The following is a 24,961-nucleotide window of genomic DNA, read 5'->3' on the forward strand; positions in this document are numbered from 1 at the left end:
CATAAGAAAGAGAGATGCCTCTTTTTGCTAATTCTTCCCGAGATAAGTCTTACTCCATAATTCGTTTGGTCAAAAATCTCTACCACCATCTTTTCTATCACCGGAGGGGTTTTATTAAAATGATTTTGCAGGCGATGGGATTTATCCCTAAGACCCTCTTTCCCTTCCTCTAAAAAGCGTTTAAGTGTCTTTTTGACCGTATTACAAAAGACACCACAAGTCCGGGCAGTTTTTGAGATATTTCTTCTGGTTTGGAAATAAACTTCTAATATCTTTTCTCGGGCGAGGATTGGGTCTATTTTAACCAACACCTTATACTCAACCACAAGCATAAATCCCTCCTTTTCGGTTTAAGATGGATTTAGCCATAATCTTATTTTAATTTTACTTAACTTAAAGATTTTGCCAAAGTTTTTTGGTAGTCCACTGCCTTGAAAAGCCTTTTGGAGTATTCTTAGAGCCAGGGCCCTAGAGTGGTCATGATCACTGTTAACGCTTGCACATTGATAATATTGACAAAGTCTCTCTTTTTCTTTATTTTTGAAGATGGTAGAAGGCGTCAACTTCCGAAAGACAGGTGTCCTGACGGAGAAGGACCTCAAAAAACTTTCCCTCCTCCCACCAAAAGAACGTTTGGAAAAAGGTCCCTGCGTCATTGTGGAATGTGTGGAAAAAATCCCTTGTAACCCCTGTGCCTTTGCCTGTCCCCGGAAGGCAATCAAAATTGAAGGGAGTATCATTGAAATCCCAAAGGTTGATTTCTCTCGTTGCACCGGTTGTCTTCTCTGTATCCCAAAATGTCCGGGTTTATGCATCTTTGTCGTCCATAAGAATTACACAAAAGACTCGGCGCTAATCTCCATCCCCTACGAGTTTCTAATTGATTTTCAAGAAGGGGAAAAGGTTTGCGCCTTAAACCGAGAAGGGAAAAAGGTCTGCGAAGGAGAAATCGTTCGGATCATTTCCCAACCTTCCTTTGACCACTGCGCTATTGTGCAAATAAAAGTGCCGAAAAGATATTTTAATGTTGTTAGATGGTTTAAGAAGAAATCTTCAAGGGGGCATAAATGAGAAGATTTTCTATTCTCCACTTTCTCTTTACTCTTTGCCCTTTGCTCTTTGCCTCTACCCAATCCGTAGCGACAACCGATGATGCCCTGGCAATTTTGAAAAACCCTGCCCTTCTTGGTACGGGAAGAGAATTAAATTTTTATCTCTTTTATAATCACTTCTCTTTAATCACGATAAGACCAGAAACTTTATCCCAAAGTTATTTCTCTTTTGCTGGTCAATTGGGAAATTTTGGTTTTTTCTACCAAGATAAACCGAGAACCTATTATTTGGGAAGCGGCATTAAACTTTCCGATTTTTATTTTGGTTTCCGTTACGAAAGGACAAATCTCTCTTCTTGGGATTTTGGTCTTGCCTATCGGTATACAAACTTTGCCTCTTTGGGTTTAGTTCTCACCGGCATCAGAAAGGAAAATCCTTTAATTCCCGGGATTGCCTTAAAACCGATTAAAGAAATCTCCCTTTATTATGAAGGAATGATTTACCGGCAACCATTAAACTTCTTCCACAACTTTGGCTTAGAGATTATTCCGGGAAACGGGATGGAATTAAAGTTTAAGATTGACCAGGAAAGGAATTTCAGTTTAGGATTTTCCTTCTCCTTGGGCCAACCCGAATTGGGATTTATTTTCAGTAGCACCCCAAAGCGGAAAGAAAAATTGAAAAGCGAAATTTTTTATCTCTCCTATCATAAGGAAGAGAAGCGAAGTTTCCTTCCGCCGCAAAAGAGATATTTAGAACTGGAACTAGCGGGTGGTTTAGAAGATTTACCTTCTGGCTTCTCCCTTTTTGGTAAGAGAAGAAAAAAAGTCTTCCCCCAACTCCTCGCTACGATTGAAAAGGCAAGGGAGAGTGAAGGGATTGAGGTCTTACTCTTAAAAATCTCCCCTGATTTCTCCTTAACCCTGGCGCAGGCAGAAGAACTGAAAAATTGTCTCAAATGGTTTAAGGAAAAAGGGAAGAGGGTTTTTATCTATACCCCAAACTTGAATACGATAAATTTCTACCTGGCGACGGTTGCCGATAAGGTAATCCTTCACCCCTTAGGAGATGTCGCCATCCAAGGGATTTATACCCAAACCACCTTTCTCGCTAATCTCTTAAAGAGATTGGGGATTGAGGTTGATGTGGCGAGGTTTGGGAAATACAAGTCCGCTCCCGAAACCTTCACCGAGGAAAAGATGAGTGAAGAAAACCGAGAGCAATTGACAACTTTGCTTGACGATCTCTACGAAGTGCTCCTCTCCGCTTTTGCCGAAAAAGGTTTTCCTACAGAATCGGCGGAGAAAATCATCAATCAGGGAATCTTTTTGGCAAAAGAGGGAAAAGAGAAAGGGCTATTTGACCTCATCGCCTACGAAGATAATTTAGATAGCATCGTAAAGGCAGAAGGAAAGGTGAAGGGGAAGACAAGTGAAAAGTCCTTCCAGAAAAAAAGACCTTACGATTACTACTGGGGGGAGAAAGATAAAATTGCCATTGTCTATATCAACGGCGCCATCGTCTACGGCGAATCCTACACCGACTTTCTCACCGGAGAATATTTCACCGGTTGTCAGACAATTGTTCGGTATTTAAGAAAGATAAAGAATGACCCGAAGGTAAAAGCGGTCGTTCTCCGAATTGACTCCCCTGGTGGCGATGGCTTCGCCTCCGATGTCATCTGGCGGGAGGTGGAACTTCTTAAAAAGAAAAAACCGGTCTATGTCTCAATGGCTTCCTTAGCCGCCTCCGGTGGTTATTACTGCGCCAGTAATGGCGAAGAGATTTTTGCCCTCAACTCCACCCTCACCGGCTCCATCGGCGTCTTCGGAATGAAGTTCGTTACCCAGAGTTTCTCGGAAAAAGTAGGTATCAAACGGGAGATTATCAAAAAAGGGGAGAAGGCGGATATGTTCTCACCGGACCGCCATTTCACCCCCGAAGAGGAAGAGTTATTTAAGAAGGTGATAGAAAATTTCTATGACCAGTTCCTGACAAGGGTGGCAACGGGCCGAAATTTAAAAAAGGAGAAGGTTGACTCTCTGGCTCAGGGAAGGATTTGGAGTGGGAAGAAAGCAAGGGAATTGGGTTTGGTGGACAAGACCGGAGGGTTAATGGATCTCATCTCTTACTTAAAAGAAAAATACCATTTAACCGATTTGAAAATTGTTCACTACCCACCACTAAAACCTTTCGGCTTATGGTGAAGAAGAGACCAAAAATTGTCTGCCGGTGCGAAGGGATTGAAGAGAAAGAGGTGATGGAGTGGATTAAAAGAGGCTACCGGACACCCGAGGAGTTAAAGAGGATTTTGCGCATTGGGATGGGACACTGCCAGGGGAGAACCTGTTTCTCTCTCCTTGTGCGCCTCATCAGCCGGGAGACAAAAATTCCTCCCCGAGAGATAAAATTACCCAAGAGGCGCTCCCCCTTAAAACCGGTGCCGATAAGAATTTTAGCCCATTTCCGAGATGAAAAGCCCTGATGTCATAATCATCGGTGGCGGAGTGGTTGGTGCCAGTGTCGGCTACTACTTAGCCAAGGAGAAAAGGAAAGTTTATATCTTAGAAAAAGAATATCCCACCGCCGGTTCTACTGGTAAGGCGATTGGCGGAGTGAGACAGCAATTTTCCCATAATTTGACTATCAGAATAATGATCGAAAGTGTCAAAATCTTCTCCCAACTATCCGAAGAGTTGGAAATGGATATTGAATGGTATCCCGGTGGCTATCTCTTTTTAGCCCATAGCGAAGAGATGAAGAATAATTACTTGAAGGCGATTGCCATCCAAAAAAGTTTCAACCTCCCGGTAAGTTTTATTTCTCCTGAGGAATGCCAAAAGATTGTTCCTTCCCTCAACTTAGAAAACCTCTTAGGTGGAGCCTTCTGTCCAACCGATGGCCACGCCAATCCCTTCAAGGTGACTTATGGTTATTTAGAAGGGATAAAGAGAGAAAAGGGGAAACTCTTCTCTTATACCGAAGTGGTGAAGATTAAAAAAGAAGGGAGAGATTTTTCTGTCTGGACCGAAAAAGGGGAGAAATTTTCCGCTCCAATAGTTATTAATTGTGCTGGTCCCTGGGCAGGGGAGGTAGGGAAGTTAGTTAACCTTGAAATCCCCATCTATCCGGAAAGACACGAAGGACTCGTTACCGAAGAGGCACCTTCTCTCTTTGACCCGATGATTGTTGATTACCGACCTGATGGTTGCTATTTCTTTCAATTTCACTCCACCCGACATATTATCGGCTGTTACACCCCTATCCCCCCAGTTTTGGGACCGGATAACAGTTCCACATTCCAATTTTTAACCGAGATGCCGAGAAGGATGCAGCGGTTAATTCCCAAATTGGGGGAAATAAGAATCTTACGGCAATGGGCAGGAAGTTACGAAATGACCCCTGATGGTAACCCAATCGTCTCGGAGACTGAGATTGAAGGTTTCTATGTGGTTGCTGGAATGTCTGGCCACGGTTTTATGCTTGCCCCCGGTATTGGTAAATTATTTGCCGAGATGATTACTAAGGGGAAAAGTTCTATCCCCTTAGATGAGTTTCGCTTAAATCGTGACTTTGGTAAAAAAGAGGTGATGCGATGAAAAAGATAATCCTTTCTCTCCTCTTTGTCTTTTCTCTTTTTTGGGCAACCAATTTTTCCTTTTCCCCTCCTAAGGCAAAAGGAAAGGTTGGGGAGATAAAGACCTTCCAATTGGAGGCGCAATACCAACACATCCCCTGTTTGGTGGGAATTAAAACCGTAGAAATTTCTTATGAAAACCTCCTCCCCATCTCCACAAGCGAATGGGAATCCCTCTCTCCGGGAAGATTCCGAAAGATTATCACTGTGAAACTGAAAAGAGAAGGGAGGGGAAAGATAAAAGTTTCCCACCTCTGTCCCATTAAAGAATCAAAGGGAGAGGTAATAATTGAGATTGAGAAAAGAACTTTTGAGGAGGCCTACCGGGAAGCAAGAAACCTACTAAGCGACCTATTTTTAGGTAAAGATATTAATCTTGAGTACTTAAAAGCCACTTTAGAGGAACTTCTTGCCAACTCCCCCCAGGCGAAAGATAAAGAGACAAAAGATTTCTTGGCAAAGGCAAAATTAATCTTACAAAATATAGAAAGAATCTTTAAGACCGCTTCGGAAATAATTAGCGGTGATTAATCACTTTTGACACTGCGGACAGAAATGGGTGCTCCGATTGCCAATTTTTATCCTCTCAATTGGTGTCCCGCAGCGCCGACAAGGCTTTCCTTCTCGGTCTTTAACCCTTAATCGCAGCTGGTAATTTCCACCCCTGCCGTTTGGCCGAAAATAATCTGATAAAGTTGTCCCTTTATCTCTTATCGCCTCCTTTAACACTTTTTTAATGGAGCGGACAAGTTTTCTTATCTCAAAAGGCATAAGGGAAACACCGCTCCTTTCCGGATGAATTCCCGCCAAAAAGAGCGACTCATCCGTATAGATATTCCCCAATCCACAGCCAACCCTTTGGTCCAAAAGAATTGACTTTATCTTCCCCTTTCTCCTTTTCAGTCTCTTCGCCAGGAAACTCTCATTAAAATCCTTAGCCAATGGCTCCGGACCTAACTCTAAGAAACCTTTTAGAACATTGGGAAACCTATTCCGGACAAAAAATACCCGGCCGAACATCCTCGGCTCAACGAAAGAGAGGTTTCTCTTATTCAAGACCAATTTTAACCTCTCGTGTCTCAATTCTCTTTTTCCCTGATGGAGAATCAACCTTCCCGAAAGTTTCAAATGAAAAAGCAATCTACTTCCATCAGAGAGGAGAAAAATGAGGTACTTCCCCCGTCTCTCTAAATCCTTTATCGCTTTCCCAATCAGTTCCCTCTTAAAAACCCTAACCGATGGGAAGCCGATAATCTCTTCTCTTTTAATAATTACATCCCTAATCTTTTCCCCTTTCAGAAAGGGGCTCAGTTCCCTTTTTATTGTCTCCACCTCTGGCAACTCTGGCATCTTCTATTATATGACCATTATAAATCCTGTCAAATCAATGTTGACAAAAGTCAATTTCTACCTAAAATTACTAATGTTTCTAAATATGGGCATAATCTTATTTTTATTCTTTCAGGCGGAGATTTCTCTACCAATCTCTTCCTCTCCTTCTGCGCCCCAAGAGATTTTGGGTGTTGAGACGCCTATAATTTCAGAAAGATATGTTCTGATGCCGGGTGATGGTCTTTTAATCACTGTTACTGGGGGAATAACTTATTCTTATGATGCGGTAATTACTTATGAAGGTAAAATTACCATCCAAATACCAAAATCCTTATTTGGTCCTTGGGAACGTTCCTTACCCCAAAGGGAGATTGTTGATGTTATTAATATCCACGGTTTAACCCTAAAAGAAGCCCAAGATTCTCTAACTTCTGTCTTCTCCCGATATTTTAAGGAAGTTAAGATAAAACTGACCTTAACCAATCTCCGCTCCATTGTTGTCTTCGTCACCGGGGAAGTACAAAATCCTGGTGCTTACAACGCCTCACCCGTAGAAAGAGTTTCCCATGTCATTCTTCGGGCAGGTAATCTCACACCTCTTGGTTCAAAACGAAATATAAAACTTATCCGACAGGATACTTTAATTATCCCGGTTGATTTGGAAAAATTTGAAACGAAAGGTGATATCTCCGCTAATCCATTTTTAGAATCGGGCGACCGGATTTATGTTCCACCCCGGGTCGGTTCGGTAATTGTGAAAGGGGCGGTGTTCGGGCGGGGCGAATACCGGATCCGGTATGCGGTTTTGACCGCCGAAAGAGAGAGGATTAGCGAAGGTCTCTACGAACTGAGCCCCGGGGAAAGAGTCTCTGATATAATTGAAAGGGCCGGTGGGGTTGCCCCTTGGGCGGACTTAGATGCCAGTTATTTAGAACGAATTAACCGAACGACGGGAGAAAAAGTAAAAATCCCACTTAAAATTTCTAAAATCCTACAAGATAAAAATCATCCTGAAAATATTGAACTAAGGGATGGGGATGCCATCATCATCCCTGCCATCAAATCTGAAGTCTATGTCCAAGGGGAGGTAAACTCTCCGGGTAGTTACCTCTTTTTCCCTAATAATCGGGCATCCGATTATATTGGTAAGGCTGGAGGATATACCATCTTTGCTAACCGAAAAAGGGCATATATCCAAAGGGAGAATAAGAAAATCTCCTTAAAAGATGACCCAATCGTTGAACCAGGAGATAAGATCTTTGTCCCCCGTCTTTCCTTTAAGTGGTGGCAGGACTATGTGACAATCTTAGCCGCCTTCACACCGTTTGCGGGTTCTATCGCCTACCTTTTACTTGCCCGTTGATACAAATCCCTTCTCTTGGCTTCTAATAAATCATCGTTTTGACCCAAATATTCGGCGGCACTGAAAATCCTCTTTCCCAAGAACTCCTGAGGGAGATAAGATTTATAATTCTCATCCCGGGTTAAATGGTGGTCTAAAATGAAGATGGCCTTTGAATTCTCCCTCAAAATTCTTCTGATATTTTCTAAAGCCTGGTTCAAATCTTCTAAGGAATAGCGATAATTTAAGAGATAGGTCATTGGCCCATCCGCCAGGATAATATCCGGCTTATTCTCTAAAATAAAACTCACCGCCTCTTCTCGCAGTGGACCCTGGACATCGGAAGTGAAGAGAAACTTCTCGCCATCGTCGATTAACACCTCTACTACAAAACCTAAATATTCCGCCTTTCCGTGAAAGACGGGCGGCGAAAATTTAATCCGCACCCCTTTCCGAAAAAATTCCCTGCCATCCGCTATCTCCCAGCGGGCAACAAAATTCTCAATCCTTCCTAAGAAATGCGCCGCCCGCCTCCTTTGGCTCTCATTGATATTCCCCTGGGGATCTTTCAAAAAACAGACCTTATTTTGATAAATCTCAGGAGATTCTGGGTTGTGGTGGTCATAGTGATAATGGGTAACGATTATCACCTCGCAAATCTTTACCCAGTTAATAATCTCTTGCCATTTCTCTTCTTTTCGCTTCACTTCTAAGGGATGGGGCGGTAAATTAAAACGAGAAGGGGAAAGGGCAACACCGGGGTCAATAAAGATTGATAAATCTTTTGTGATCACGACGGTCGCCATACTCCTCACTCCTAAACTTTCACTGGCGACCGGAACAATCTTCACCTTTTAAGAACTAACAAGTTTCTCTCTGGGATTCGTATTTGGCGATCTTATCAATCCTCCTTTTATGCCTGCCTCCCTCAAATTTCTCCTTTAAGAAAGTGGTAAGGATCTCTTTTGCCTCTTCTTCTTGGGTAAAGTTTGCCGCCAAAACCAAGATATTGGCATTATTATGATTCCGCGCCATCTTTGCCATCTCCTTATTAAGACAGAGCGCGGCTCTTATCCCTTTTGCTTTATTGGCGGCGATTGTCATCCCCAATCCCGAACCACAAATTAAAACCCCCCGGTTTAATCTTTTCTTTTGAATCGCCTCCGTTACCCGAAAGGCATAATCGGGATAATCAGTTGGTTCTTCGCTAAATGTCCCAAAGTCAAGAAATCTTATTTTAGGAAAACTCGCCTTTAATTTTTCTTTTAGGGGGAAGCCCCGATGGTCACTGGCGATGCCAATTCTCATTTAGAGATAGGTGAGCCAATGGTATTTATCTTCCTTTTCCCCCATCACAATCGCAAAAAATTCCTCTTGCAACTTCTTAGTTATCTTTCCCACCTTACCATCGCCGATTTTAATTTTATCGATGGAACGGATTGGCGTAATCTCCGCGGCACTTCCTGTGAAAAAGGCTTCATCCGCTAAATAGAGAAACTCCCTTAAAATCATCTCTTCTATCACTTCTATCCCTAAATCCTTGGCAATTCTTATTACCGTATCCCGAGTAATTCCCGGTAGGATGGTGGCATGAAGGGGTGGGGTATATAACTTTCCATTTTTCACCAAAAATATATTCTCGCCAGAACCCTCACTCACAAAGCCGAAGATATCCAAAGCAATCCCTTCCGCATAGCCATAACTGAGAGCCTCCATCTTGATTAATTGGGAATTCATATAATTGGCGCAGACCTTAGCCATCGCCGGAAAGGTGTTGGGTGCCATTCGGTTCCAGGAAGAGACCATCACATCCACTCCTTCTTCCGTTGCCCCCTTTCCTAAATATTTTCCCCAATAGAAAGTGGCAATGGCGACACAAACCGGACAGGGAAAAGGATTAACACCCAGTTCGTTATAACCGCGATAAACAATCGGTCGGATATAACATTCCTCTTGCCCGTTAGCCTTTATCGTTTCTATGCAAGCCCGATTGACCTCTTCCTGAGAAAATGGTATCTCCATCCGATAAATCTTTGCGGAATTGAATAACCTTTCGGTATGCTCTTTTAGCCGGAAGATGGCGGAACCTTTCTTCGTCTTATAACAGCGCAGGCCTTCAAAAACTCCAGTTCCGTAATGGACCACATGAGATAGGATATGAATCTTCGCTTCGTCCCAGGGGACCAATTTCCCATCCATCCAAATGAATTTCGCCTTCTCTATGGGCATATTTATTTTTAATGGCGGCGAAGGGACTCGAACCCCTGACCAAGAGATTATGATTCTCCTGCTCTACCAACTGAGCTACGCCGCCCATCCGTTTTCCGCCGCCCCTCGCAAGTAGGAGGTGAATAGTGAGGTGGGTTGAATAAGGAACTTACGAAGGGGCGGCAAATTAAATAATTCATAGGTCTTATTTTAAGCCAAAATTATAAAATGTCAAATAAATTCAGCAACGCTTTTTAGAGGAAAGAGTAAATACCATTGCCCGAAAAATCATTTTAATAAAATCCATCCGATCCCAAAAAGACCTTGCCCGATTTTCTTCCCAAACGGACGAAGATTCTGCTTGACAAGTTGAAAAAATAAAGTAATTTTAACCAATGCCCAGGATAATCTCTATCGCGAACCAAAAGGGCGGTGTCGGAAAAACCACCTCAGCGATCAATCTCAGTTGCGCCTTTGCCCTAAAAGGAGAAAAGACTTTACTCTGCGATTTGGACCCTCAGGCGCATGCCACCTTAGGTTTGGGTGTGGATAAGAGAAAAATTAACCTTTCCATTTACCATTGCCTTTTGGAAAAAGAGAAGGTGGCGACGGCGATAATTAGAGATGTTCAAAAAAATTTAGATCTTCTTCCCGCTAATATTGATTTAGCGGGCGGGGAGGTAGAATTTTTACACTTAGAAAATCGGGAACTCCTCTTAAAAGAAGCATTAGAACCGATCGCTTCTCATTACTCCTGGATTCTTATTGATTGCCCCCCCTCCTTAGGAATTTTAACGATCATCGGTTTAGCCGCGGCGGATAGCGTTTTAATCCCTATCCAATGCGAATACTACGCCTTAGAAGGTGTCGCCAGACTTCTGGACACGATAAATCTCATCCGCCACAAGGTTAATCCAAAATTTGAAATTGCCGGTATCCTCTTAACGATGTATAGCGAAAGGCTCAACCTTACAAAACAAGTTGCCCAGGAGGTGAGGAGATATTTTGGAAAGTTAGTCTTTAATGTCACAATCCCTCGGAGTGTCCGGTTGGCGGAGGCACCAAGTTTTAATAAGTCAATATTTCAGTACGCCAAAAATTCCGTTGGTGCCAAAGCCTATTTAGCATTAGCGGAGGAGATAATAAATAGTGGGCGATGAACAAAAGGGAGGTAAAATGACAAAGAAGGTTTTGGGAAAAGGATTGGCTGCCCTTCTATCCGAAGAGGGGAAAGCAGCGGTAGAAGGGGAAATCAGATACTTGAAAGTGGAAGAGATCCAATTTAATCCCTATCAACCTCGAGAAAATCCCGAAGAGGATATTACGGAGATGGTAAATTCCGTAAAACAAAGAGGAATTCTCCAACCGATATTAGTCCGGAGGAAAGAAGGGGGTTACGAACTGATCGCCGGGGAGAGAAGACTTCGGGCAGCGAAGGAAGCCGGTTTATCGGTTATTCCGGCGGTCATTAAGGAAACCTCCGAGTCGGAGGCATTAGAGTTAGCACTGATTGAAAACCTTTTGCGCAAAGATTTGAACCCTTTGGAAGAGGCATTGGCTTATAAACGGTTAGTAGAAGAATTCCATTTAACTCAGGAAGAGATTGCCGAAAGGGTAAATAAAAGTCGCTCTGCGGTTGCCAATGCCCTTCGCCTCTTAACCTTACCGCCAAAGGTGAGAGACTACTTAAAGGAAGGGAAAATTACTGCGGGTCACGCCCGCGCCCTTTTGATGCTAAACAATCGGAAAGAACAAGAAGATTTATGCGAACGAATTATTCGGGAATCCCTTTCGGTACGGCAGGTGGAGAAGTTAACTTCTCAAGAAAAGAGAAAAGGCGGAGAAAAAGAGATGATAAAAGAAAAAGATGCCTACCTCCAGGCGATGGAAGACCTCCTCCGAGAATATCTGGGTACCAATGTCTCAATTATAAAAAGAGGGGAAAGAGGTCAAATCGTAATTGAATTTCTTTCGGACGAAGATTTCAATCGGATTATCCGTTTAATAAAAAGGTGAGATTTAAAAAGGAGACGGGGAGAGACGAGGATAGAGACACGCCGAATTAAGGAAGGCTTGGGTTAAGTTATGGGATTTCTATTACTTTGGGAGAGGAAAAGACCGGGATAGGGTGAGAATCAAGGAGAGACTTTTATGTAGACATTTTTTATAGACATTTTTTAACTCTTGCCTATCCCACCCTTTTTCATTTTCATTTTTACCCTTTTCAAAATTATAGTTGACATTTTAAAATTCCCCAATATAATCAAATTCTATGATTAAAGATAAATTATTGCGCCGACACCTTCGGATTAGGAAGAAGGTGAAAGGAACAGCGCTACGCCCGCGCCTCTTAGTGAAAAGAAGTAATAAGCACATCTATGCGATTTTGATTGATGATGAAAATCGAAAGGTGATCTCCGCGGTCTCTTCCTTAGCCAAAGAGATTAGGGAAATGAGTGGAAATCTCAAAGGGAAGGTGGCGATTGCCAAAGAGGTGGGTAAACTTTTGGCTGCAAAGGCAAAAAATTTAAATATCCAAGCGGTGGTCTTTGACCGGGGTGGTTATAAATACCACGGTCGGGTAAAAGCATTAGCCGAAGGTGCTCGGGAAGGAGGGTTAAAATTTTAGAGGAGTTAGAAGCGAAATTTATCGAAAGGGTAATTGAGATAAAAAGGGTCTCTAAGACGGTAAAGGGAGGGAAACGTTTCAATATCTCGGCATCGGTTGTGGTGGGTGATGGTAAATCAATGGTCGGAATTGGTCATGCTAAGGCGGCGGAAGTGGTCCAGGCGGTAAAGAAGGCAACCGAGAAGGCAAAGAAAAATATGGTGAAAATCTCCATAAAAGGGAGAACTATCCCTCATCCGGTGCAAGCCAAATTTGGGGCTTCCAAAGTCATCCTTAAACCGGCTTCTCCGGGAACCGGCATTATCGCTTGCCAGCAGGTGCGCGCTCCGGTGGAGGCGCTCGGCATCCAGGATATTCTAACCAAGTCCTTCGGATCTCGTAACCCCTACAACTTAGCTACCGCCACCATCAAAGCCTTAATGAAACTCAAAACCTTAGAAGAGATCGCCCGGATGCGAAATAAACCAATCGCGGAAATTATTGGAAAAGAGAAAGATTATGAAGAAACTGAAGATAACCCTTAAAAAGAGCCTAATTGACGAGTGGGAAAAACATAAAAGGACGATTCGGGCTTTGGGTCTGAAAAAAGTTCGCCAAACTAAGATCCATAATGATACCCCAGCCATCAGGGGGATGATTGAAAAGGTTAAACACCTTGTGATTGTGGAGGAGATCGATGCTTAAATTATCTTCCTTAAAACCACCAAAAGGAGCAACGAAAAAGAGGAAAAGGGTCGGTTGCGGACCGGGCTCCGGCCACGGAAAAACCTCCGGGCGGGGGCATAAAGGGGCAAAAGCCCGCTCGGGGAAAGAATTTGACTCCCGTTTTGAAGGGGGACAGACACCTTTCTACCGACGTATCCCAAAGAGGGGATTTAAAAATCCCTTCCGAAAAGAATATGAAATTGTCAACCTCTCCGCCCTAAAAAAACTTGGAGAGAAAGAGATAACCCCCCAGTTATTAAAAGCACGAAATCTGGTAAAGGAAGGAAAATTGGTGAAGATTCTGGGGGAGGGGGAAATTGATTTTCCTCTAATTGTTTCCGCCCACGCCTTTTCTCAATCGGCAAAGGAAAAGATTGAAAAGGCGGGTGGGAAGGTGATCATTATAAAATGATTCAGAATATCCCGAATATCTTCAAGATTCCTGATTTGAGAAAAAGAATTCTTATTACCCTCGCCTTGGTAATCGTCTACCGCCTCGGGGCTCACATCCCAACCCCCGGGATTAATGCCGCCGCTTTAGGTCTCCTCTTAGCCCAACTCCGAGGAACTGTCTTTGGCCTTTACGATATCTTTGTGGGAGGTGCCTTATCCCGAGCTTCGGTCTTCGCCTTGGGTATTATGCCTTACATTTCTGCCTCAATTATGTTCCAACTTTTAGGATCTGTCTTTCCCACTTTGGAGAAACTTCAAAAGGATGAAGAGGGACGGAAGAAGATAAATCAATATACCCGATACGCCACGGTATTATTAGCAATGATCCAGTCCTTCGGGATCGCCACCTATTTGGAAGCCCAACCCCCGACCGCTGCGGGACCGATTGTCCTCTTCCCGGGCTTTTTCTTTCGCATCCTCACCGTTTTCACCCTCACCGCCGGAACGATTTTTGTGATGTGGCTGGGGGAACAGATCACCGAAAAAGGGATTGGTAATGGCATCTCTTTTATCATCTTCATCGGGTGTATTGATTCCACACCGCAAGACCTTGCCCGTACCTGGGGTATGGTGCAGGCGGGAGAGTTATCCTGGTTTTCCCTTTTAATTATTGGAGCAATTATCTTCGGCATCTACGCTGGTGTTGTGCTGATGACCCAGGCGATGCGCAAAATTCCGGTTCAATATCCCAAAAGGATTATCGGAAGGAGAATTTATGGTGGTCAAACGACCTACATCCCTTTACGAATCAATACTGCGGGTGTCATCCCCATAATCTTTGCCCAGAGTCTCATCGTCTTTCCCTCAACCTTTGCCGCTTTCTTCAAAGCTCCCTTCCTTACCCAAATCCAACAAATCCTCTCCCCCGGTGGTTGGCTCTATAACCTTATCTTTTTCGGACTGATCATCTTCTTTACTTATTTTTATACCTCAATTGTCTTTAACCCAAGGGATTTGGCAGAAAATATGCAGAAGTTTGGTGGTTTCATCCCGGGAATCCGCCCCGGGGAGAAGACTGCCGAATATATTGACCGGAGCCTTTCTCTAATTACCTTGCCCGGATCAATCTTTTTAGGTCTAATGGCTTTAATCCCTTGGTTTCTAATGTCTACCTTCCGGATCCCCTTCTATTTTGGTGGTACAACCCTTTTAATCATTGTCGGTGTTGCCTTGGATACTATTCAGCAGATTGAATCACACCTCTTGATGCGCCAGTACGAAGGTCTGATGAAAGGGGTGAAGATAAAAGGCCGCCGATTTTAGTTTGAACCCCAAAGAAATCATTCGGAAGAAGAGAGAGGGAGAAAACCTCTCTTCAGAAGAGATAAACTATTTCGTCTTTAATTATACAAAAGGAATTATCCCCGATTATCAAGCCGCCGCCTTTCTGATGGCGATTTTTCTCAACGGCTTATCCTTTATGGAAACAAAGGCTTTAACCAAAGCGATGATTGACTCGGGTGAGAGATTGGACCTCTCTCTGATTGAGTCCCCCAAAATTGATAAGCATTCCACCGGGGGAGTAGGCGATAAAATTTCTTTAATTTTACTACCATTGGTTGCGGCCTGTGGTTTATCCGTCCCCAGTTTCGCCGGAAGAGGTTTAGGCCATACGGGTGGAACAATTGATAAGTTAGAAGCAATCCCGGGCTTCCGAAGTGATTTATCCAAAAGGGAGATATTAGACCAATTAAAGAGAGTTCACCTTGTAATCACTTCACCCACGGCGGAGATCTGCCCCGCAGATAAAAAGTTCTATGCCCTGCGCGATGCCACCGAAACGGTAGAATCTTTACCCCTAATCGCCGCTAGTATTATGAGCAAAAAGATAGCCGAAGGGATTGACGGCTTAGTCTTAGATATCAAATTGGGGAAGGGGGCTTTCTTAAAAGAGATAAAGACCGCTCGGCGTTTAGCTAAACTCATGCTCCAATTGGGAAGAGAATTCCGCCTAAGAACTACCGCCTTATTAACAAATATGGACGAACCGCTTGGATGGTATGTGGGCAACTCCTTAGAGATTAAAGAAGCAATTGAAGCCTTAAAGGGAAATACGGCACCGGATATAGAAGAATTGATCTTCGCCCTCGGCGAAGAGATGTTAATTTTAGGAAAGATTGTCAAGAAGAGAGAAGCAGCGAGAGAACTTTTAGGGAGAAAATGGAAAAGCGGTGCGGGGTTAAAAAAATTTAAAGAACTGATTGAAGCCCAGGGTGGGGAAGTAACCGTAATTGATGATTATAAAAAACTACCCCAAGCAAAATACCAAATTGCGGTTCCCTCCCCGAAAGATGGTTACATAAAATCAATTCCCGCCGGGATGATTGGAGAACTTTTTGTCGCTTTAGGCGGTGGCCGGAAAAAGAAAGAAGACCCGATTGATTACAGTGTTGGTTTCCACTTCTTAAAAAAGAGAGGGGAGTGCATCAAAAAAGGGGAAATTTGGGCGGAAATCTATTGCCCCGATAAAGTAAAGGGGGAATGGGTAAAGGAAAAATTGGAAGAAATAATTGAGATCACTCCCCAACCTCCTAAAAAGTTAAAACTTATCCTCCAGAAAATATCACTATAGATCCAAAAGGTTTAGGCCAATCTCTTCGGATTTCTGACGTAAAATCTTCATCGGCGAGGGCAAGATAAAAATTTCCGCGGTGGCGGTGACGGTACCGGAGAAGAGATGCCCCCCAACCGTTGAGAAATTGGGCAGAGAGAGGACGACATGACAATGGATAAAAACTTCACCCTCCAGAAGTGCGATATTCCCAAAAAGGGAAACGATTTCGCATTCCTCAGAAACGAACCGCTTGAGGTAATGTTTCCGCAAAAGGTCATAATAACCAATTGTAAATTCCTTACCCGCGCCAATCCCCAAGATCATTCCTCCTTTTATCTTCTTTTCTTTTGAGAAATCCTTTAAGGCAGTTATAATCTCCTCTCCTTTGACTAACCTTAAAAGATAAAAACTCCTCAGCCTTTTAGCTCGCATAAGAAAATTAAATCTTATTAAAGATAATCCTAATTACTTCCGGCGATGACGCATCGCCTTCCTTCTCTTCTTAAATTTATGTCTCTTTACCTTCCTCAACTTCCTCTTTCTCCCACAGGGCATACTACCCTCCCTTACTCAATAGATTCTTCAACACCTTTGAGGGCTTAAAGACCGCTACGCGGCGCGGGGGTAAACGCATCTCCGTATTCGTTTTTGGATTGCGCGCCACTTTTGATTTCCGCATCTTCGTGGAAAAGACACCGAAACCCCGCAACTCAATCCGATGGCCTCTCACTAAATTTTTTCTAAATTCTTCAAGAAAAATTTCCAGTATCCTCTCAATCTCTTTCCGCGAGATATGGGGATAAATATCCTTTATCTCCTTCTCTACGGTCTCAACGAAATCATTTCTCGTAATCGTCATCTCCCCTCCTATCGGCACTGGCTACATTTTTTCGTCTGGCAAGAAGAACAGGAAGAAACACCGCTTCCCCCCCGGGAAAAGGCAAAGGGGGAAAAAAGAATTTCCAATTTCTTCCCGCCGCACTTGGGGCATTTCACCTTCTCTCCTTTGCGCAAACAGAGTTCCTCAAAAATTGCTCCGCACTTCTGACATTTAAAATCTCTTAGCGGCATAAAAAATTATACAAAAATTTTTTCTTTTAGCAAGACCTTGCCCTAAAAAGTTAGGCTCGGACCGATTTTAAGATTAAAAACCTCTCAGTTTCACCTCCTTAACGTATCTCTTCGCTTTTCTTAGAAGGGCTGCCGCTTCTTCCCTACTGTAAGGTAAGACCCTTCGGAACTCCTTTTGCCGGGCTCTTTCCGGGATGTATTGTTGAAGATAATATCTCTTTCCCCCGGCAATCTTTTTCCCAATCTCCTCTATCTCTTCTTCCCCCACAAACTTTCTCACGAGAGTTGTCCGAAATTCATAATCCAGATTGCCTTCTAAGAGAAAGCGAATTGTCCTCTCAATCAAACCGATTTCTACTTTCCGGCCAGTGGCTAATTGATATTTCACAGGATTTAAGACCGTTTTGATGTCCAAGGCGCAATAGTCAATAAGCCCTTCCTTCTTTAAACGCATCAACACATAAGGGAAACTCCCGTTGGTATCAATCTTTATGGGAAAACCGAGCCTCTTAATCCTTTGGGTCAGAGAAAATATCTCCGGATGAATTAGAGGTTCGCCTCCGGTAATCACCACCCCGTCAAGCCATCTCTTATTTCTCTGCAAGGTCTTTTCAATCTCTTCGTAAGGCAGGGGTTCTAAATTAAACCTTTTTGGATTCTTAACCGCTAGGGGATAGTTTTGGCAGAAAGGACAGAGGAAATTACATCCTCCCACAAAGATTACACCGCTCACCTTTCCGTCCCAATCCGAAAGGGAATTGGGGATAAAGGAATAAATCTCCATACTTCAAAGGTTAAGCAGTTCTCTTAAATTTTTATAAGTGGGAGGAATTTTCTCCCACCGCCCAATCTCTTCTCCATCCTTTTCTAAAAGAACAGTTGGTACTTCCGAAATATCCCGATAAGAACCTTCTGCCAGACCATCCACCGTTTCCAAGTCGTAGTAGATAACCTTCCCTTCCGGAAGGTATTTATTCTTAAAATACTCTATCTTCTGATAGACCTTTTTGCAGATGGGACATCCTGTTTTACCAAAAACCAAAAAAGAAAGCATATCTCCTCCGTTTTTAAGATTAAATTTAGCAAATAAATCCCTTTCGTCAAGAAAAAAGAGTTGGTGATGTGATTAAGATTTTGGCGAACCCCCTTCATCTCACCTTTTTGCTTTTCGGATGTATCGCCCAAGATACTGGTTTTCTGAGGTTATCCCCCCGATCGCCTGCCCGAGAGCCTTAGGGAAGAAATGAAAAGGGAAAATCCCGGAGGGAGACGATCCCCCAAAAAAGTTCTCAACTCACTGCGAAAAAGGGGAAGAAAGGAAAGAGAAAAGAAAGGCGGGAAAAAGGTAAGGAAAACCCCCTGAAAATTCCTTTCTTCCACCTTTCGCCTTAACTTCCCAATCACCTTCCGGAAAACCTATCGCCAAAATTAAAAAAACTTTATTTTGTCTAAAAAGAAATATCGGCTGACTCTTTTCTCCGTTATCTTGAAAAACCTTTTGGCGTATTCCTAAAAGCTTCTGGCTTAAGGTGGCCATCGTCTCTTTTAACGCTTGCAAATTCCTCTTGACCTTTTCAATTTCCCCTCTATAATTGATTAAATTCACTCATGCAGAATGAAGAGAAGAGAAAAGTTGGGGGTGTAGCTCAATTGGGAGAGCATCTGCTTTGCAAGCAGAAGGTCGGCGGTTCGAATCCGCTCACCTCCATAATTGTTTTTAAGGAGGTGCTATGATTTTTGAGGTGCCGCGAGAAATTTTCTTAGAAAAATTAGAAATCGCCTTGCCAGTAATTCCCACCCGCTCCCATTTTCCCGTTCTCCAAAATATCGTCTTAGATGTTGAGACAGATAAGATTACCTTTTTTGCTACCGATTGGGACAATTCTGTCCAATTAGAACTTCCCTTCCCTGAGCCGAAAGATATCTCACCAACTAAGTTAATTGTTCGGGCGCGAGAACTGGCTGAAATTTTAAGAGGAGTAACCGAACCGGTCGTATCTTTTGAGACCGAAGAGAATGTCCTAAAATTAAAAGCGGGAAAGGGGGAATATACCTTCTCCCTCTTAGACCCCAAGGAATTTCCGGAAACCATCCCCGTGCCGGAGGAGAGAGAATTGGAATTTTCCTTTTCCCTCCTCCGGGAACTATACACCACTACCTCCTTCGCCGTCGCCAAAGAAACTGCCCAACAGGCAATCTCCGGTCTCCTCTGGGAAATTCGGGAGAAGGAGACGAGGATGGTAGCTACTGATGGGCGCCGTTTGGCGTTGATGAAAAAAGAGGGGGAATTTGGTAAAGGGAGGAAACTCCAAGCCATCATTCCGCCCAAACCCTTTGAAATCCTCCAAAAGATGGGCATTGAGAAGATGAAGGTCGCCTTCAATTCAGGGAGCGTCAGTTTTCGGGGGGAAGATTGCCACGTAATATCCCGCCTCATTGAGGGACCTTATCCCGACTACGAAAAGGTCTTACCGGCGAAGTATCCCTATTGTCTCTCCTGTTCGCGGACCGAACTCATTAACGCCTTAAATCGCACTTTAATCTTCGCCCCCTCTTTGACAAGACTTGTCATTTTTAATCTCAAAAAGAGAGAAGTCTTTTTAGAAGCCTCCTCCGAGATTGGTATCAGTAAAGAAGAAGTGAAAGGAGAATATAAAGGGGAGGAGATGGAAGTGGGGGTCAATGGTATCTTCCTCACCGAAATCCTTAAACATATTAAAAGTGAAGAGGTGGATTTAGAACTCGCCTCCGCCACTCAAGCCTTAGTGATAAGACCCAAAGAAGAGACGGAAAGGAAGGAAAAATTATTCCTCTTAATGCCGATGCGCCTGGAATAAATTTTGATAAATGAGAAATAAACTCCTCCTTCTCCTTCCCCTTCTTCTCCTCTCTTGTCGGGAGAAAATCAAACCTTACATCAACGCCCTTTTACTAAAAAGTATTGAAGAAGAAGGTATTTCTTATTACAAAAGAGTTTATCTTTATAAAGAAGATGGCTTCGCCTTCATTCCCCAAGTGAAGATTAACGATACCAGCCTTCCCATCACCGATTTCTCCTACCACTGGTATCTATACGAAGAAGAGAAAGCCTTCGCCCCGGAGAGGAGATATCTATTGGTGATTGACCACGATGGGGGAAAGGCAACCAGTGAGATAATCTTTCCGGGCAATTTCGAAATTAAAAAGCCCGAAGAAAATTTCCTCCTCCAAAAAGATTCCAACCTCTTTATCATTTGGCAGAGGGCGAAAAATGGGGAAAGATACCTCCTCTCCCTTTATCTCGCCTACTCTTATCTTGACACCAGCGGTAATAACCTCTCTTTTGTCTTCGCTTCCGATACCTTAATCTCCGATACCTTCTTCCTCTACCAGAAAGAGATTATCTTTCCCCGAAATGTGGAGAGGATTAATTGGGGAGAAGGAATTATCAACATCTGGGCGGTAGCGGGCTCTCTCGTCCTCCCCGGGGAGAAAGAAAATATCAAAGGAAGGGGAAGGGGATTTTATTCCGGCCTCAACCACTCCGGAGAAAGATACTTTCGGGTAGCACAAGTCGGAAAACGGACATCCGCTTTTTCGCCGATGGTGAAAGAGAGATGGCAGAGAAAATTGGGCTTAAGATGAAGAGAATAGTTATCATACTCCTTCTTCTAACTGCCTGCCAAAAAAACGAGAAAAATTATATCTCCGCTTTTATTTTAAGAAGTGTCGGTACCCCCTGGCTCTATCCTGAATACTACAAAGAGGTTTATATTTATAATAAAAATGGCTTTCCCGAAGTTCCCACCGTCCAGATTAACGACACCAACCTTCCCCTTTATGACTACCACGAGAATTGGTATCGTTTTATTGAATTTCGTAAGTTAGATATTGACCGGGAATACAAAATGGTTGTTAAAACACCTCAAGGAATGGTATTCGGGGAAGTCTATCTCCCCGGGGAATACGAAATTCTCAGCCCAGATTCAACCTATATCTTAAAAAGAGACTCCTCCCTCAAAATCTCCTGGCGGAAGGCGTATGGAGCGAAATGGTATTGGCTCGACTTAACAATTGAATACGACTACGAAGATACTTTGGGAGAATGGGATGATTATGAATTCTGGATGGATACCATCCTCTTTGACACATTCTGTATCTATGAGGCAAATCGCTTCTTCCCTCCGGATATTGATACGATATTGGAGGGGGAAGGGGTGATTAATATCTGGGCGCTGGATGGTCCACCGATCCTCCCTGGTTCTTTAGGCAATATCAAAGGCGAAGGCTATGGCTTCTTCCATTGTGCCTACCAACCCCCGGAACGCTATTTCTTCGTTGGCACTACCCCAAAAGAGAGGAGAATCAAATCAAAGGGAAAAGAGAAACTGGAACGTCTTTACCGATTCCAAAGAGATGGAATTTATCGCTGACTTTCACATCCATTCCCCTTATTCCCGAGCGGTGAGTAAGGAAATGACGATAAAAAAGATTGCGCAATACGCAAGGTATAAAGGGATAAAGTTGGTAGGAACTTCTGACTTCACCCATCCCGAATGGCTCGCCCGTCTCAAGGAAGAACTGAAAGAGACCGGAAGGGGGGTTCTAAAATTGGAAGGAGAGGATGTCCACTTCATCCTCACAACCGAAGTGAATAACCTGGCGGTGAAAGATGGCAAGTTGCGAAGAATTCATAACATCATCTTCACCCCGTCCTTTGGTGATGCGGAGCGGATTAATCAATTTCTTTCTAAGTACGGGAATCTATCTTCCGATGGTCGGCCAACCCTTTCTCTATCCAGCCGGGACATGTTAGAAGGAATCTTAAACATCTCGCCCGATTCCTTTATTGTCCCTTCTCACATCTGGACCCCTTGGTTCTCCCTTTTCGGTTCGGTCTCAGGATATGACGCGATTGAGGAGTGTTTTGAGGATTTAACCGATGAGGTTTTTGCCTTAGAGACCGGCCTCTCCTCAGATCCCAAAATGAATTGGCGGCTCTCTTCTCTGGATCGGTTTTCCCTCATCTCCTGCTCGGATGCCCACTCCCCTCAAAAATTAGGAAGGGAGGCGAATGTCTTTTTTGGTGAAATTTCATTTTCGGAGATAAAAGAGATCTTAAAGAAAAAGGATAAAAGTCGTTTCTTATACACCATAGAGTTCTTCCCCGAGGAAGGGAAGTATCATTACGATGGCCATCGGAACTGTGGTGTGAACCTCTCGCCGAAGGAAGCAATCTTAAATAATGACCTCTGTCCCGTCTGCGGCAAGAGATTGACCATTGGTGTTCTCCACCGGGTGGAACTCCTGGCGGATCGGGAAGAGGGATTCATCCCGGAGAATGCCATCCCTTATAAAAATCTCATCCCCTTAGACGAAATCATCGCTGATGCCTTAAAATTGGCCAAGGATAGCCTGGCGGTGAAAAATAAATATCTGGAGATGGTTAAGACCTTCGGTCCGGAATTTGACATCTTGCTCAAAGTGCCGACCGAAGACCTTAAAAAGAGACCGGGCTTTGAAAAGATTGGAGAAGGAATTGAAAAGATGCGGAAGGGAGAGGTAAAACTCATCCCCGGTTATGACGGCGTCTTTGGTAAAATTAGCCTCTTTTCCGAGGAGACGCCCCAAGGGGAATCCCAAATGAGCCTATTCTAAATTATGGAGAGAATCTGGACCCCCTGGCGGAAGGAATATATCCAATCAAAAGCGAAAGGTTGTTTTCTCTGTCGGGCGTTAAAAGAGAAGAGGGATAGAGAGAACTTTATCCTTTTCCGGGGGGAAAAATCTTTTCTCATCCTGAACCGTTTCCCCTACAATAATGGTCATTTGCTGGTTGCCCCCAATGCCCACAAGAAAATGGAAAAAATCACTTCCCAGGAGGGCAAGGAGATTTTAGAACTCACTCTCCTTTCCGTGAAGGTCTTAAAAAAGGTCTTAAAGTGCCAAGGACTAAATATCGGAGCAAATTTGGGTAAAGTGGCGGGGGCCGGTCTCATTGGCCACTTCCATCTCCACATCGTTCCCCGGTGGCTCGGTGACACCAATTTCCTTCCCATTCTGGGGGAAACCAAGACCATTGCCGAATACTTGGAAGAGACTTACGAGAAACTTTTACCATTTTTTGAAAATAGAAAATGAAAAAGATAACTCTCATCTTGGCCCTAATTTTTACTATTGGCTTCTTTTCCGTAATTACCTTAGAGATTATTCATAGGTATCGTTTTAAGATGGGGTGTGAAGATTGGCTGAAATTAGCCGCGGAGGCGGTGGATATTTATCAGGCAAACGAGTTCTTAGGAAAAGGGATAGAATACTTAGAGAGGAAAAACTTAACTACCGGTAGTTCTGCCTACTTTCTTAAAAGCCCAAGCGCTGACCTCGGATTGTGGTATCAGAGATTAAAGAAAGGGAAGGAAATTTTAGAGGAAGTAATTATCCGAAAGGAAAAAGGAGAAACCACGCCCTTGGAGATAAGTAACACCTTAATGAAGTTGCGGGAATTACTGGTTGACCAGGGGGAAAAGAAAACGAATGTCACTCTACCGACAAAAATCTGGATTTATCCCCACCAGTTACTATTTCTTACCTTTTATTTAGTTTTTGGTCTTAGCTCTTTGACTTTTTGGACTTGGTGGATCGGATTAAAAAGTAAAAAAAGATGATTAAGGCGGTAGTCTTTGATTTGGATAATACCTTGGTTGATTTTATGCGGATGAAGGAGATGGCGATTGATGCCGCCTGCGATGCGATGATTGATGCCGGATTAAAAATGGATAAAAAAGTTCTAAAGGAGAAGATTTATAAAATCTATGAAGAAAAAGGGATAGAATTCCAAGAGGTATTTAATTTATTATTAGAAAGGGAATTGGGTGAGATTGATTACAAAATCCTCTGCTCTGGGATTGTTGGTTACCGCCGTGCCCGAGAATTTACCCTTGTTCCCTATCCCCACACCGAGGTCACCCTCTTGGAGTTATTAAAGAGGGGACTAAAACTGGCGGTCATCTCCGATGCCCCAAAGATTCAGGTCTGGTTGCGGCTTTGCTATTTAGGCTTTCAAAACTACTTCGCGGCGGTGGTCGGCTTTGACGATACCGGTAAAAGAAAACCTGACCCTGAGCCTTTCCTTTTACTCCTAAAAAAATTGGGGGTGAAGGCGGAAGAGACGTTAATGGTTGGTGATTGGGAGGAAAGGGATATCGTAGGCGCAAAGTTGGTCGGGATGAAGACCGCCTTTGCCCGTTACGGTGACGCCTTCGGCACAAAAAAGACCGGAGCGGATTACGAACTGAATGATATCTTAGAACTACTCAAAGTGATTGAAGAATTGAATAGATGAGGACAATTTTTGGGATTGGTATTGACCTCATTGAGGTAAAAAGAATTGAGAGGACATTCTTCCGCTTCGGGGAACGTTTTGCCCGACGTATCTTCACCGAAAGCGAAATAAAATTCTGCGAGCAGAAAAAGGACGGAAAGTTTCAATCCTACGCCGCGCGCTTTGCCGCTAAGGAGGCATTCGCTAAGGCACTCGGAACTGGCTTGCGCGGGAAAATCTCTTGGCGAGAGATTGAAATTATTGATGACGAAAGGCACCGCCCGCAGATGGTAGCTAAGGGAAAGGCAAAGGAATATCTGGGAGAGAGAACTGTTCATCTCTCAATCTCCCATATCGCCGATTACGCCTGCGCCATTTGCCTCATTGAAGAGAAAAATTCCCCTTGACAAATTGGGAAAATATCTTATAATTATTTAGATTATGTCTAAGAGATTAGAAAGAGATAATAATTCGGAGAACCGGAAAGGGTTTCGGATAACCCAATCATATCTCTCCACCAATTCATCCCACCTAAATTATCAACCACACCCATTATCCGAAACCAAAAAACTTTCCGGTTCTCCGGTCAATCGTTAATCTCCCGCCTCAGAGGACTCAGGAAAATTTCGACTCTTCACCCAATAATCTTCTTTAAAAAAAGGAGTTAGTGAGAGGGA

32 protein-coding genes and 2 tRNA genes are annotated in these 24,961 nt (G+C 43.5%); 23 read left to right on the forward strand and 11 right to left on the reverse strand.

Translation table 11 applies throughout. The features are described 5' to 3' along the window. Nucleotides 1–332, reverse strand: a 332-nt coding sequence (locus ABIL00_00005; GenBank protein ID MEO0109148.1) for a leucine zipper domain-containing protein, incomplete at its 3' end; no start/stop codon positions are given. 214 nt (nt 333–546) lie between these two features. Between ABIL00_00005 and ABIL00_00010 the strand changes: the two genes are divergently transcribed. Genes ABIL00_00010 through ABIL00_00030 form a run of 5 tightly spaced genes read left to right on the forward strand, consistent with a single transcriptional unit; the run spans nt 547 to nt 5,221 of the window. Further along, nucleotides 547–1,071 carry a 4Fe-4S binding protein gene (locus ABIL00_00010; GenBank protein ID MEO0109149.1) on the forward strand — a complete coding sequence of 175 codons (525 nt, stop codon included), beginning with the start codon at nt 547–549 and terminating at the stop codon, nt 1,069–1,071. Next, nucleotides 1,068–3,260, forward strand: a complete 2,193-nt coding sequence (gene sppA, locus ABIL00_00015) for a signal peptide peptidase SppA (protein ID MEO0109150.1) — start codon at nt 1,068–1,070, stop codon at nt 3,258–3,260. The genes ABIL00_00010 and sppA overlap by 4 nt, the downstream gene beginning before the upstream one ends. After that, nucleotides 3,257–3,538, forward strand: coding sequence for a (2Fe-2S)-binding protein (locus tag ABIL00_00020; protein ID MEO0109151.1), 282 nt, complete (start codon nt 3,257–3,259; stop codon nt 3,536–3,538). Before sppA ends, ABIL00_00020 begins: the two co-directional genes overlap by 4 nt. After that, the gene (locus tag ABIL00_00025; protein ID MEO0109152.1) at nt 3,525–4,652 is read left to right on the forward strand and encodes an FAD-binding oxidoreductase; all 1,128 of its coding nucleotides are present in this window, start codon (nt 3,525–3,527) and stop codon (nt 4,650–4,652) included. The genes ABIL00_00020 and ABIL00_00025 overlap by 14 nt, the downstream gene beginning before the upstream one ends. Next, a complete protein-coding gene (locus tag ABIL00_00030) occupies nt 4,649–5,221 on the forward strand; it encodes a hypothetical protein (protein ID MEO0109153.1) in 573 nt (190 codons plus the stop codon). The genes ABIL00_00025 and ABIL00_00030 overlap by 4 nt, the downstream gene beginning before the upstream one ends. Here the strand turns inward: ABIL00_00030 and mutM are convergent, their stop codons facing one another. Beyond that, nucleotides 5,222–6,040: a bifunctional DNA-formamidopyrimidine glycosylase/DNA-(apurinic or apyrimidinic site) lyase gene (gene mutM / locus ABIL00_00035; GenBank protein MEO0109154.1), complete on the reverse strand. Its 819-nt coding sequence runs from the start codon at nt 6,038–6,040 to the stop codon at nt 5,222–5,224. It abuts the gene before it with no gap. Nucleotides 6,041–6,113: 73 nt separating this feature from the next. Here mutM and ABIL00_00040 point away from each other — a divergent pair, with 73 nt between their 5' ends. Next, a complete protein-coding gene (locus ABIL00_00040) occupies nt 6,114–7,385 on the forward strand; it encodes an SLBB domain-containing protein (GenBank protein MEO0109155.1) in 1,272 nt (423 codons plus the stop codon). Here ABIL00_00040 and ABIL00_00045 read toward each other — a convergent pair. The 4 genes from ABIL00_00045 to ABIL00_00060 form a co-directional block, all read right to left on the reverse strand. After that, entirely contained in the window at nt 7,364–8,215 is an 852-nt protein-coding gene (locus ABIL00_00045) for a hypothetical protein (protein ID MEO0109156.1), read from the reverse strand. The genes ABIL00_00040 and ABIL00_00045 overlap by 22 nt on opposite strands. A gap of 10 nt (nt 8,216–8,225) precedes the next feature. Next, nucleotides 8,226–8,672 (reverse strand): ribose 5-phosphate isomerase B, encoded by a 447-nt coding sequence (gene rpiB, locus ABIL00_00050; GenBank protein MEO0109157.1) that lies wholly within the window; start codon nt 8,670–8,672, stop codon nt 8,226–8,228. Further along, a complete protein-coding gene (locus tag ABIL00_00055; protein MEO0109158.1) occupies nt 8,673–9,593 on the reverse strand; it encodes a branched-chain amino acid transaminase in 921 nt (306 codons plus the stop codon). 12 nt (nt 9,594–9,605) lie between these two features. Next, nucleotides 9,606–9,678: transfer RNA gene (locus ABIL00_00060), tRNA-Met, on the reverse strand. A 289-nt stretch (nt 9,679–9,967) separates the two neighbouring features. Here ABIL00_00060 and ABIL00_00065 point away from each other — a divergent pair. The 8 genes from ABIL00_00065 to ABIL00_00100 all read left to right on the forward strand — a co-directional run bounded on the left by ABIL00_00065 (nt 9,968) and on the right by ABIL00_00100 (nt 15,931). Beyond that, a complete protein-coding gene (locus ABIL00_00065) occupies nt 9,968–10,732 on the forward strand; it encodes an AAA family ATPase (GenBank protein ID MEO0109159.1) in 765 nt (254 codons plus the stop codon). A gap of 16 nt (nt 10,733–10,748) precedes the next feature. After that, nucleotides 10,749–11,588, forward strand: coding sequence for a ParB/RepB/Spo0J family partition protein (locus tag ABIL00_00070; protein ID MEO0109160.1), 840 nt, complete (start codon nt 10,749–10,751; stop codon nt 11,586–11,588). 256 nt (nt 11,589–11,844) lie between these two features. Then, nucleotides 11,845–12,201: a 50S ribosomal protein L18 gene (rplR, locus tag ABIL00_00075; protein ID MEO0109161.1), complete on the forward strand. Its 357-nt coding sequence runs from the start codon at nt 11,845–11,847 to the stop codon at nt 12,199–12,201. Nucleotides 12,202–12,221: 20 nt separating this feature from the next. Next, on the forward strand, nt 12,222–12,725 hold the full coding sequence (gene rpsE / locus ABIL00_00080; protein MEO0109162.1) for a 30S ribosomal protein S5: 504 nt from the start codon (nt 12,222–12,224) through the stop codon (nt 12,723–12,725). Continuing rightward, nucleotides 12,700–12,885 carry a 50S ribosomal protein L30 gene (gene rpmD, locus ABIL00_00085; GenBank protein ID MEO0109163.1) on the forward strand — a complete coding sequence of 62 codons (186 nt, stop codon included), beginning with the start codon at nt 12,700–12,702 and terminating at the stop codon, nt 12,883–12,885. The genes rpsE and rpmD overlap by 26 nt, the downstream gene beginning before the upstream one ends. Next, nucleotides 12,878–13,318, forward strand: coding sequence for a 50S ribosomal protein L15 (rplO, locus tag ABIL00_00090; protein MEO0109164.1), 441 nt, complete (start codon nt 12,878–12,880; stop codon nt 13,316–13,318). The genes rpmD and rplO overlap by 8 nt, the downstream gene beginning before the upstream one ends. Beyond that, complete coding sequence (secY, locus tag ABIL00_00095; GenBank protein ID MEO0109165.1) at nt 13,315–14,622, forward strand: preprotein translocase subunit SecY; 1,308 nt, start codon at nt 13,315–13,317, stop codon at nt 14,620–14,622. Before rplO ends, secY begins: the two co-directional genes overlap by 4 nt. 1 nt (nt 14,623) lies before the next feature. Beyond that, nucleotides 14,624–15,931 carry a thymidine phosphorylase gene (locus tag ABIL00_00100; GenBank protein ID MEO0109166.1) on the forward strand — a complete coding sequence of 436 codons (1,308 nt, stop codon included), beginning with the start codon at nt 14,624–14,626 and terminating at the stop codon, nt 15,929–15,931. On the opposite strand, the gene ABIL00_00105 is transcribed toward ABIL00_00100, so the two are convergent. From ABIL00_00105 to ABIL00_00125, 5 genes are all read right to left on the reverse strand, one after another. After that, on the reverse strand, nt 15,926–16,345 hold the full coding sequence (locus ABIL00_00105; GenBank protein ID MEO0109167.1) for a DUF296 domain-containing protein: 420 nt from the start codon (nt 16,343–16,345) through the stop codon (nt 15,926–15,928). The genes ABIL00_00100 and ABIL00_00105 overlap by 6 nt on opposite strands. A gap of 124 nt (nt 16,346–16,469) precedes the next feature. Continuing rightward, nucleotides 16,470–16,772, reverse strand: coding sequence for an HU family DNA-binding protein (locus ABIL00_00110; GenBank protein ID MEO0109168.1), 303 nt, complete (start codon nt 16,770–16,772; stop codon nt 16,470–16,472). 8 nt (nt 16,773–16,780) lie between these two features. Then, entirely contained in the window at nt 16,781–16,984 is a 204-nt protein-coding gene (locus ABIL00_00115; GenBank protein MEO0109169.1) for an FmdB family zinc ribbon protein, read from the reverse strand. Nucleotides 16,985–17,057: 73 nt separating this feature from the next. Further along, nucleotides 17,058–17,768 (reverse strand): anaerobic ribonucleoside-triphosphate reductase activating protein, encoded by a 711-nt coding sequence (locus ABIL00_00120; protein MEO0109170.1) that lies wholly within the window; start codon nt 17,766–17,768, stop codon nt 17,058–17,060. Nucleotides 17,769–17,771: 3 nt separating this feature from the next. Further along, the gene (locus ABIL00_00125) at nt 17,772–18,038 is read right to left on the reverse strand and encodes a thioredoxin family protein (protein MEO0109171.1); all 267 of its coding nucleotides are present in this window, start codon (nt 18,036–18,038) and stop codon (nt 17,772–17,774) included. Nucleotides 18,039–18,619: 581 nt separating this feature from the next. On the opposite strand from ABIL00_00125, the gene ABIL00_00130 reads away from it, so the two are divergent. From ABIL00_00130 to acpS, 9 genes are all read left to right on the forward strand, one after another. Further along, nucleotides 18,620–18,692: transfer RNA gene (locus tag ABIL00_00130), tRNA-Ala, on the forward strand. 22 nt (nt 18,693–18,714) lie between these two features. Then, nucleotides 18,715–19,821, forward strand: coding sequence for a DNA polymerase III subunit beta (dnaN, locus tag ABIL00_00135; GenBank protein MEO0109172.1), 1,107 nt, complete (start codon nt 18,715–18,717; stop codon nt 19,819–19,821). Between the two features lie 10 nt (nt 19,822–19,831). Beyond that, the gene (locus tag ABIL00_00140; GenBank protein MEO0109173.1) at nt 19,832–20,608 is read left to right on the forward strand and encodes a hypothetical protein; all 777 of its coding nucleotides are present in this window, start codon (nt 19,832–19,834) and stop codon (nt 20,606–20,608) included. After that, complete coding sequence (locus tag ABIL00_00145; GenBank protein MEO0109174.1) at nt 20,605–21,396, forward strand: hypothetical protein; 792 nt, start codon at nt 20,605–20,607, stop codon at nt 21,394–21,396. The genes ABIL00_00140 and ABIL00_00145 overlap by 4 nt, the downstream gene beginning before the upstream one ends. Continuing rightward, on the forward strand, nt 21,302–22,621 hold the full coding sequence (locus ABIL00_00150; GenBank protein ID MEO0109175.1) for an endonuclease Q family protein: 1,320 nt from the start codon (nt 21,302–21,304) through the stop codon (nt 22,619–22,621). Before ABIL00_00145 ends, ABIL00_00150 begins: the two co-directional genes overlap by 95 nt. A 3-nt stretch (nt 22,622–22,624) precedes the next feature. After that, the gene (locus tag ABIL00_00155; GenBank protein MEO0109176.1) at nt 22,625–23,104 is read left to right on the forward strand and encodes an HIT domain-containing protein; all 480 of its coding nucleotides are present in this window, start codon (nt 22,625–22,627) and stop codon (nt 23,102–23,104) included. Further along, nucleotides 23,101–23,628, forward strand: a complete 528-nt coding sequence (locus ABIL00_00160) for a hypothetical protein (protein ID MEO0109177.1) — start codon at nt 23,101–23,103, stop codon at nt 23,626–23,628. The genes ABIL00_00155 and ABIL00_00160 overlap by 4 nt, the downstream gene beginning before the upstream one ends. Further along, complete coding sequence (locus ABIL00_00165) at nt 23,625–24,305, forward strand: HAD-IA family hydrolase (protein ID MEO0109178.1); 681 nt, start codon at nt 23,625–23,627, stop codon at nt 24,303–24,305. Before ABIL00_00160 ends, ABIL00_00165 begins: the two co-directional genes overlap by 4 nt. After that, nucleotides 24,302–24,691, forward strand: a complete 390-nt coding sequence (acpS, locus tag ABIL00_00170) for a holo-ACP synthase (GenBank protein MEO0109179.1) — start codon at nt 24,302–24,304, stop codon at nt 24,689–24,691. The genes ABIL00_00165 and acpS overlap by 4 nt, the downstream gene beginning before the upstream one ends. Nucleotides 24,692–24,961: the final 270 nt, after the last annotated feature.

The sequence above is a fragment of the candidate division WOR-3 bacterium genome, assembly GCA_039801905.1.
In the GTDB taxonomy this organism is placed as follows: Bacteria; Hydrothermota; Tepidihabitantia; order Tepidihabitantales; family JBDRVQ01; genus JBDRVQ01.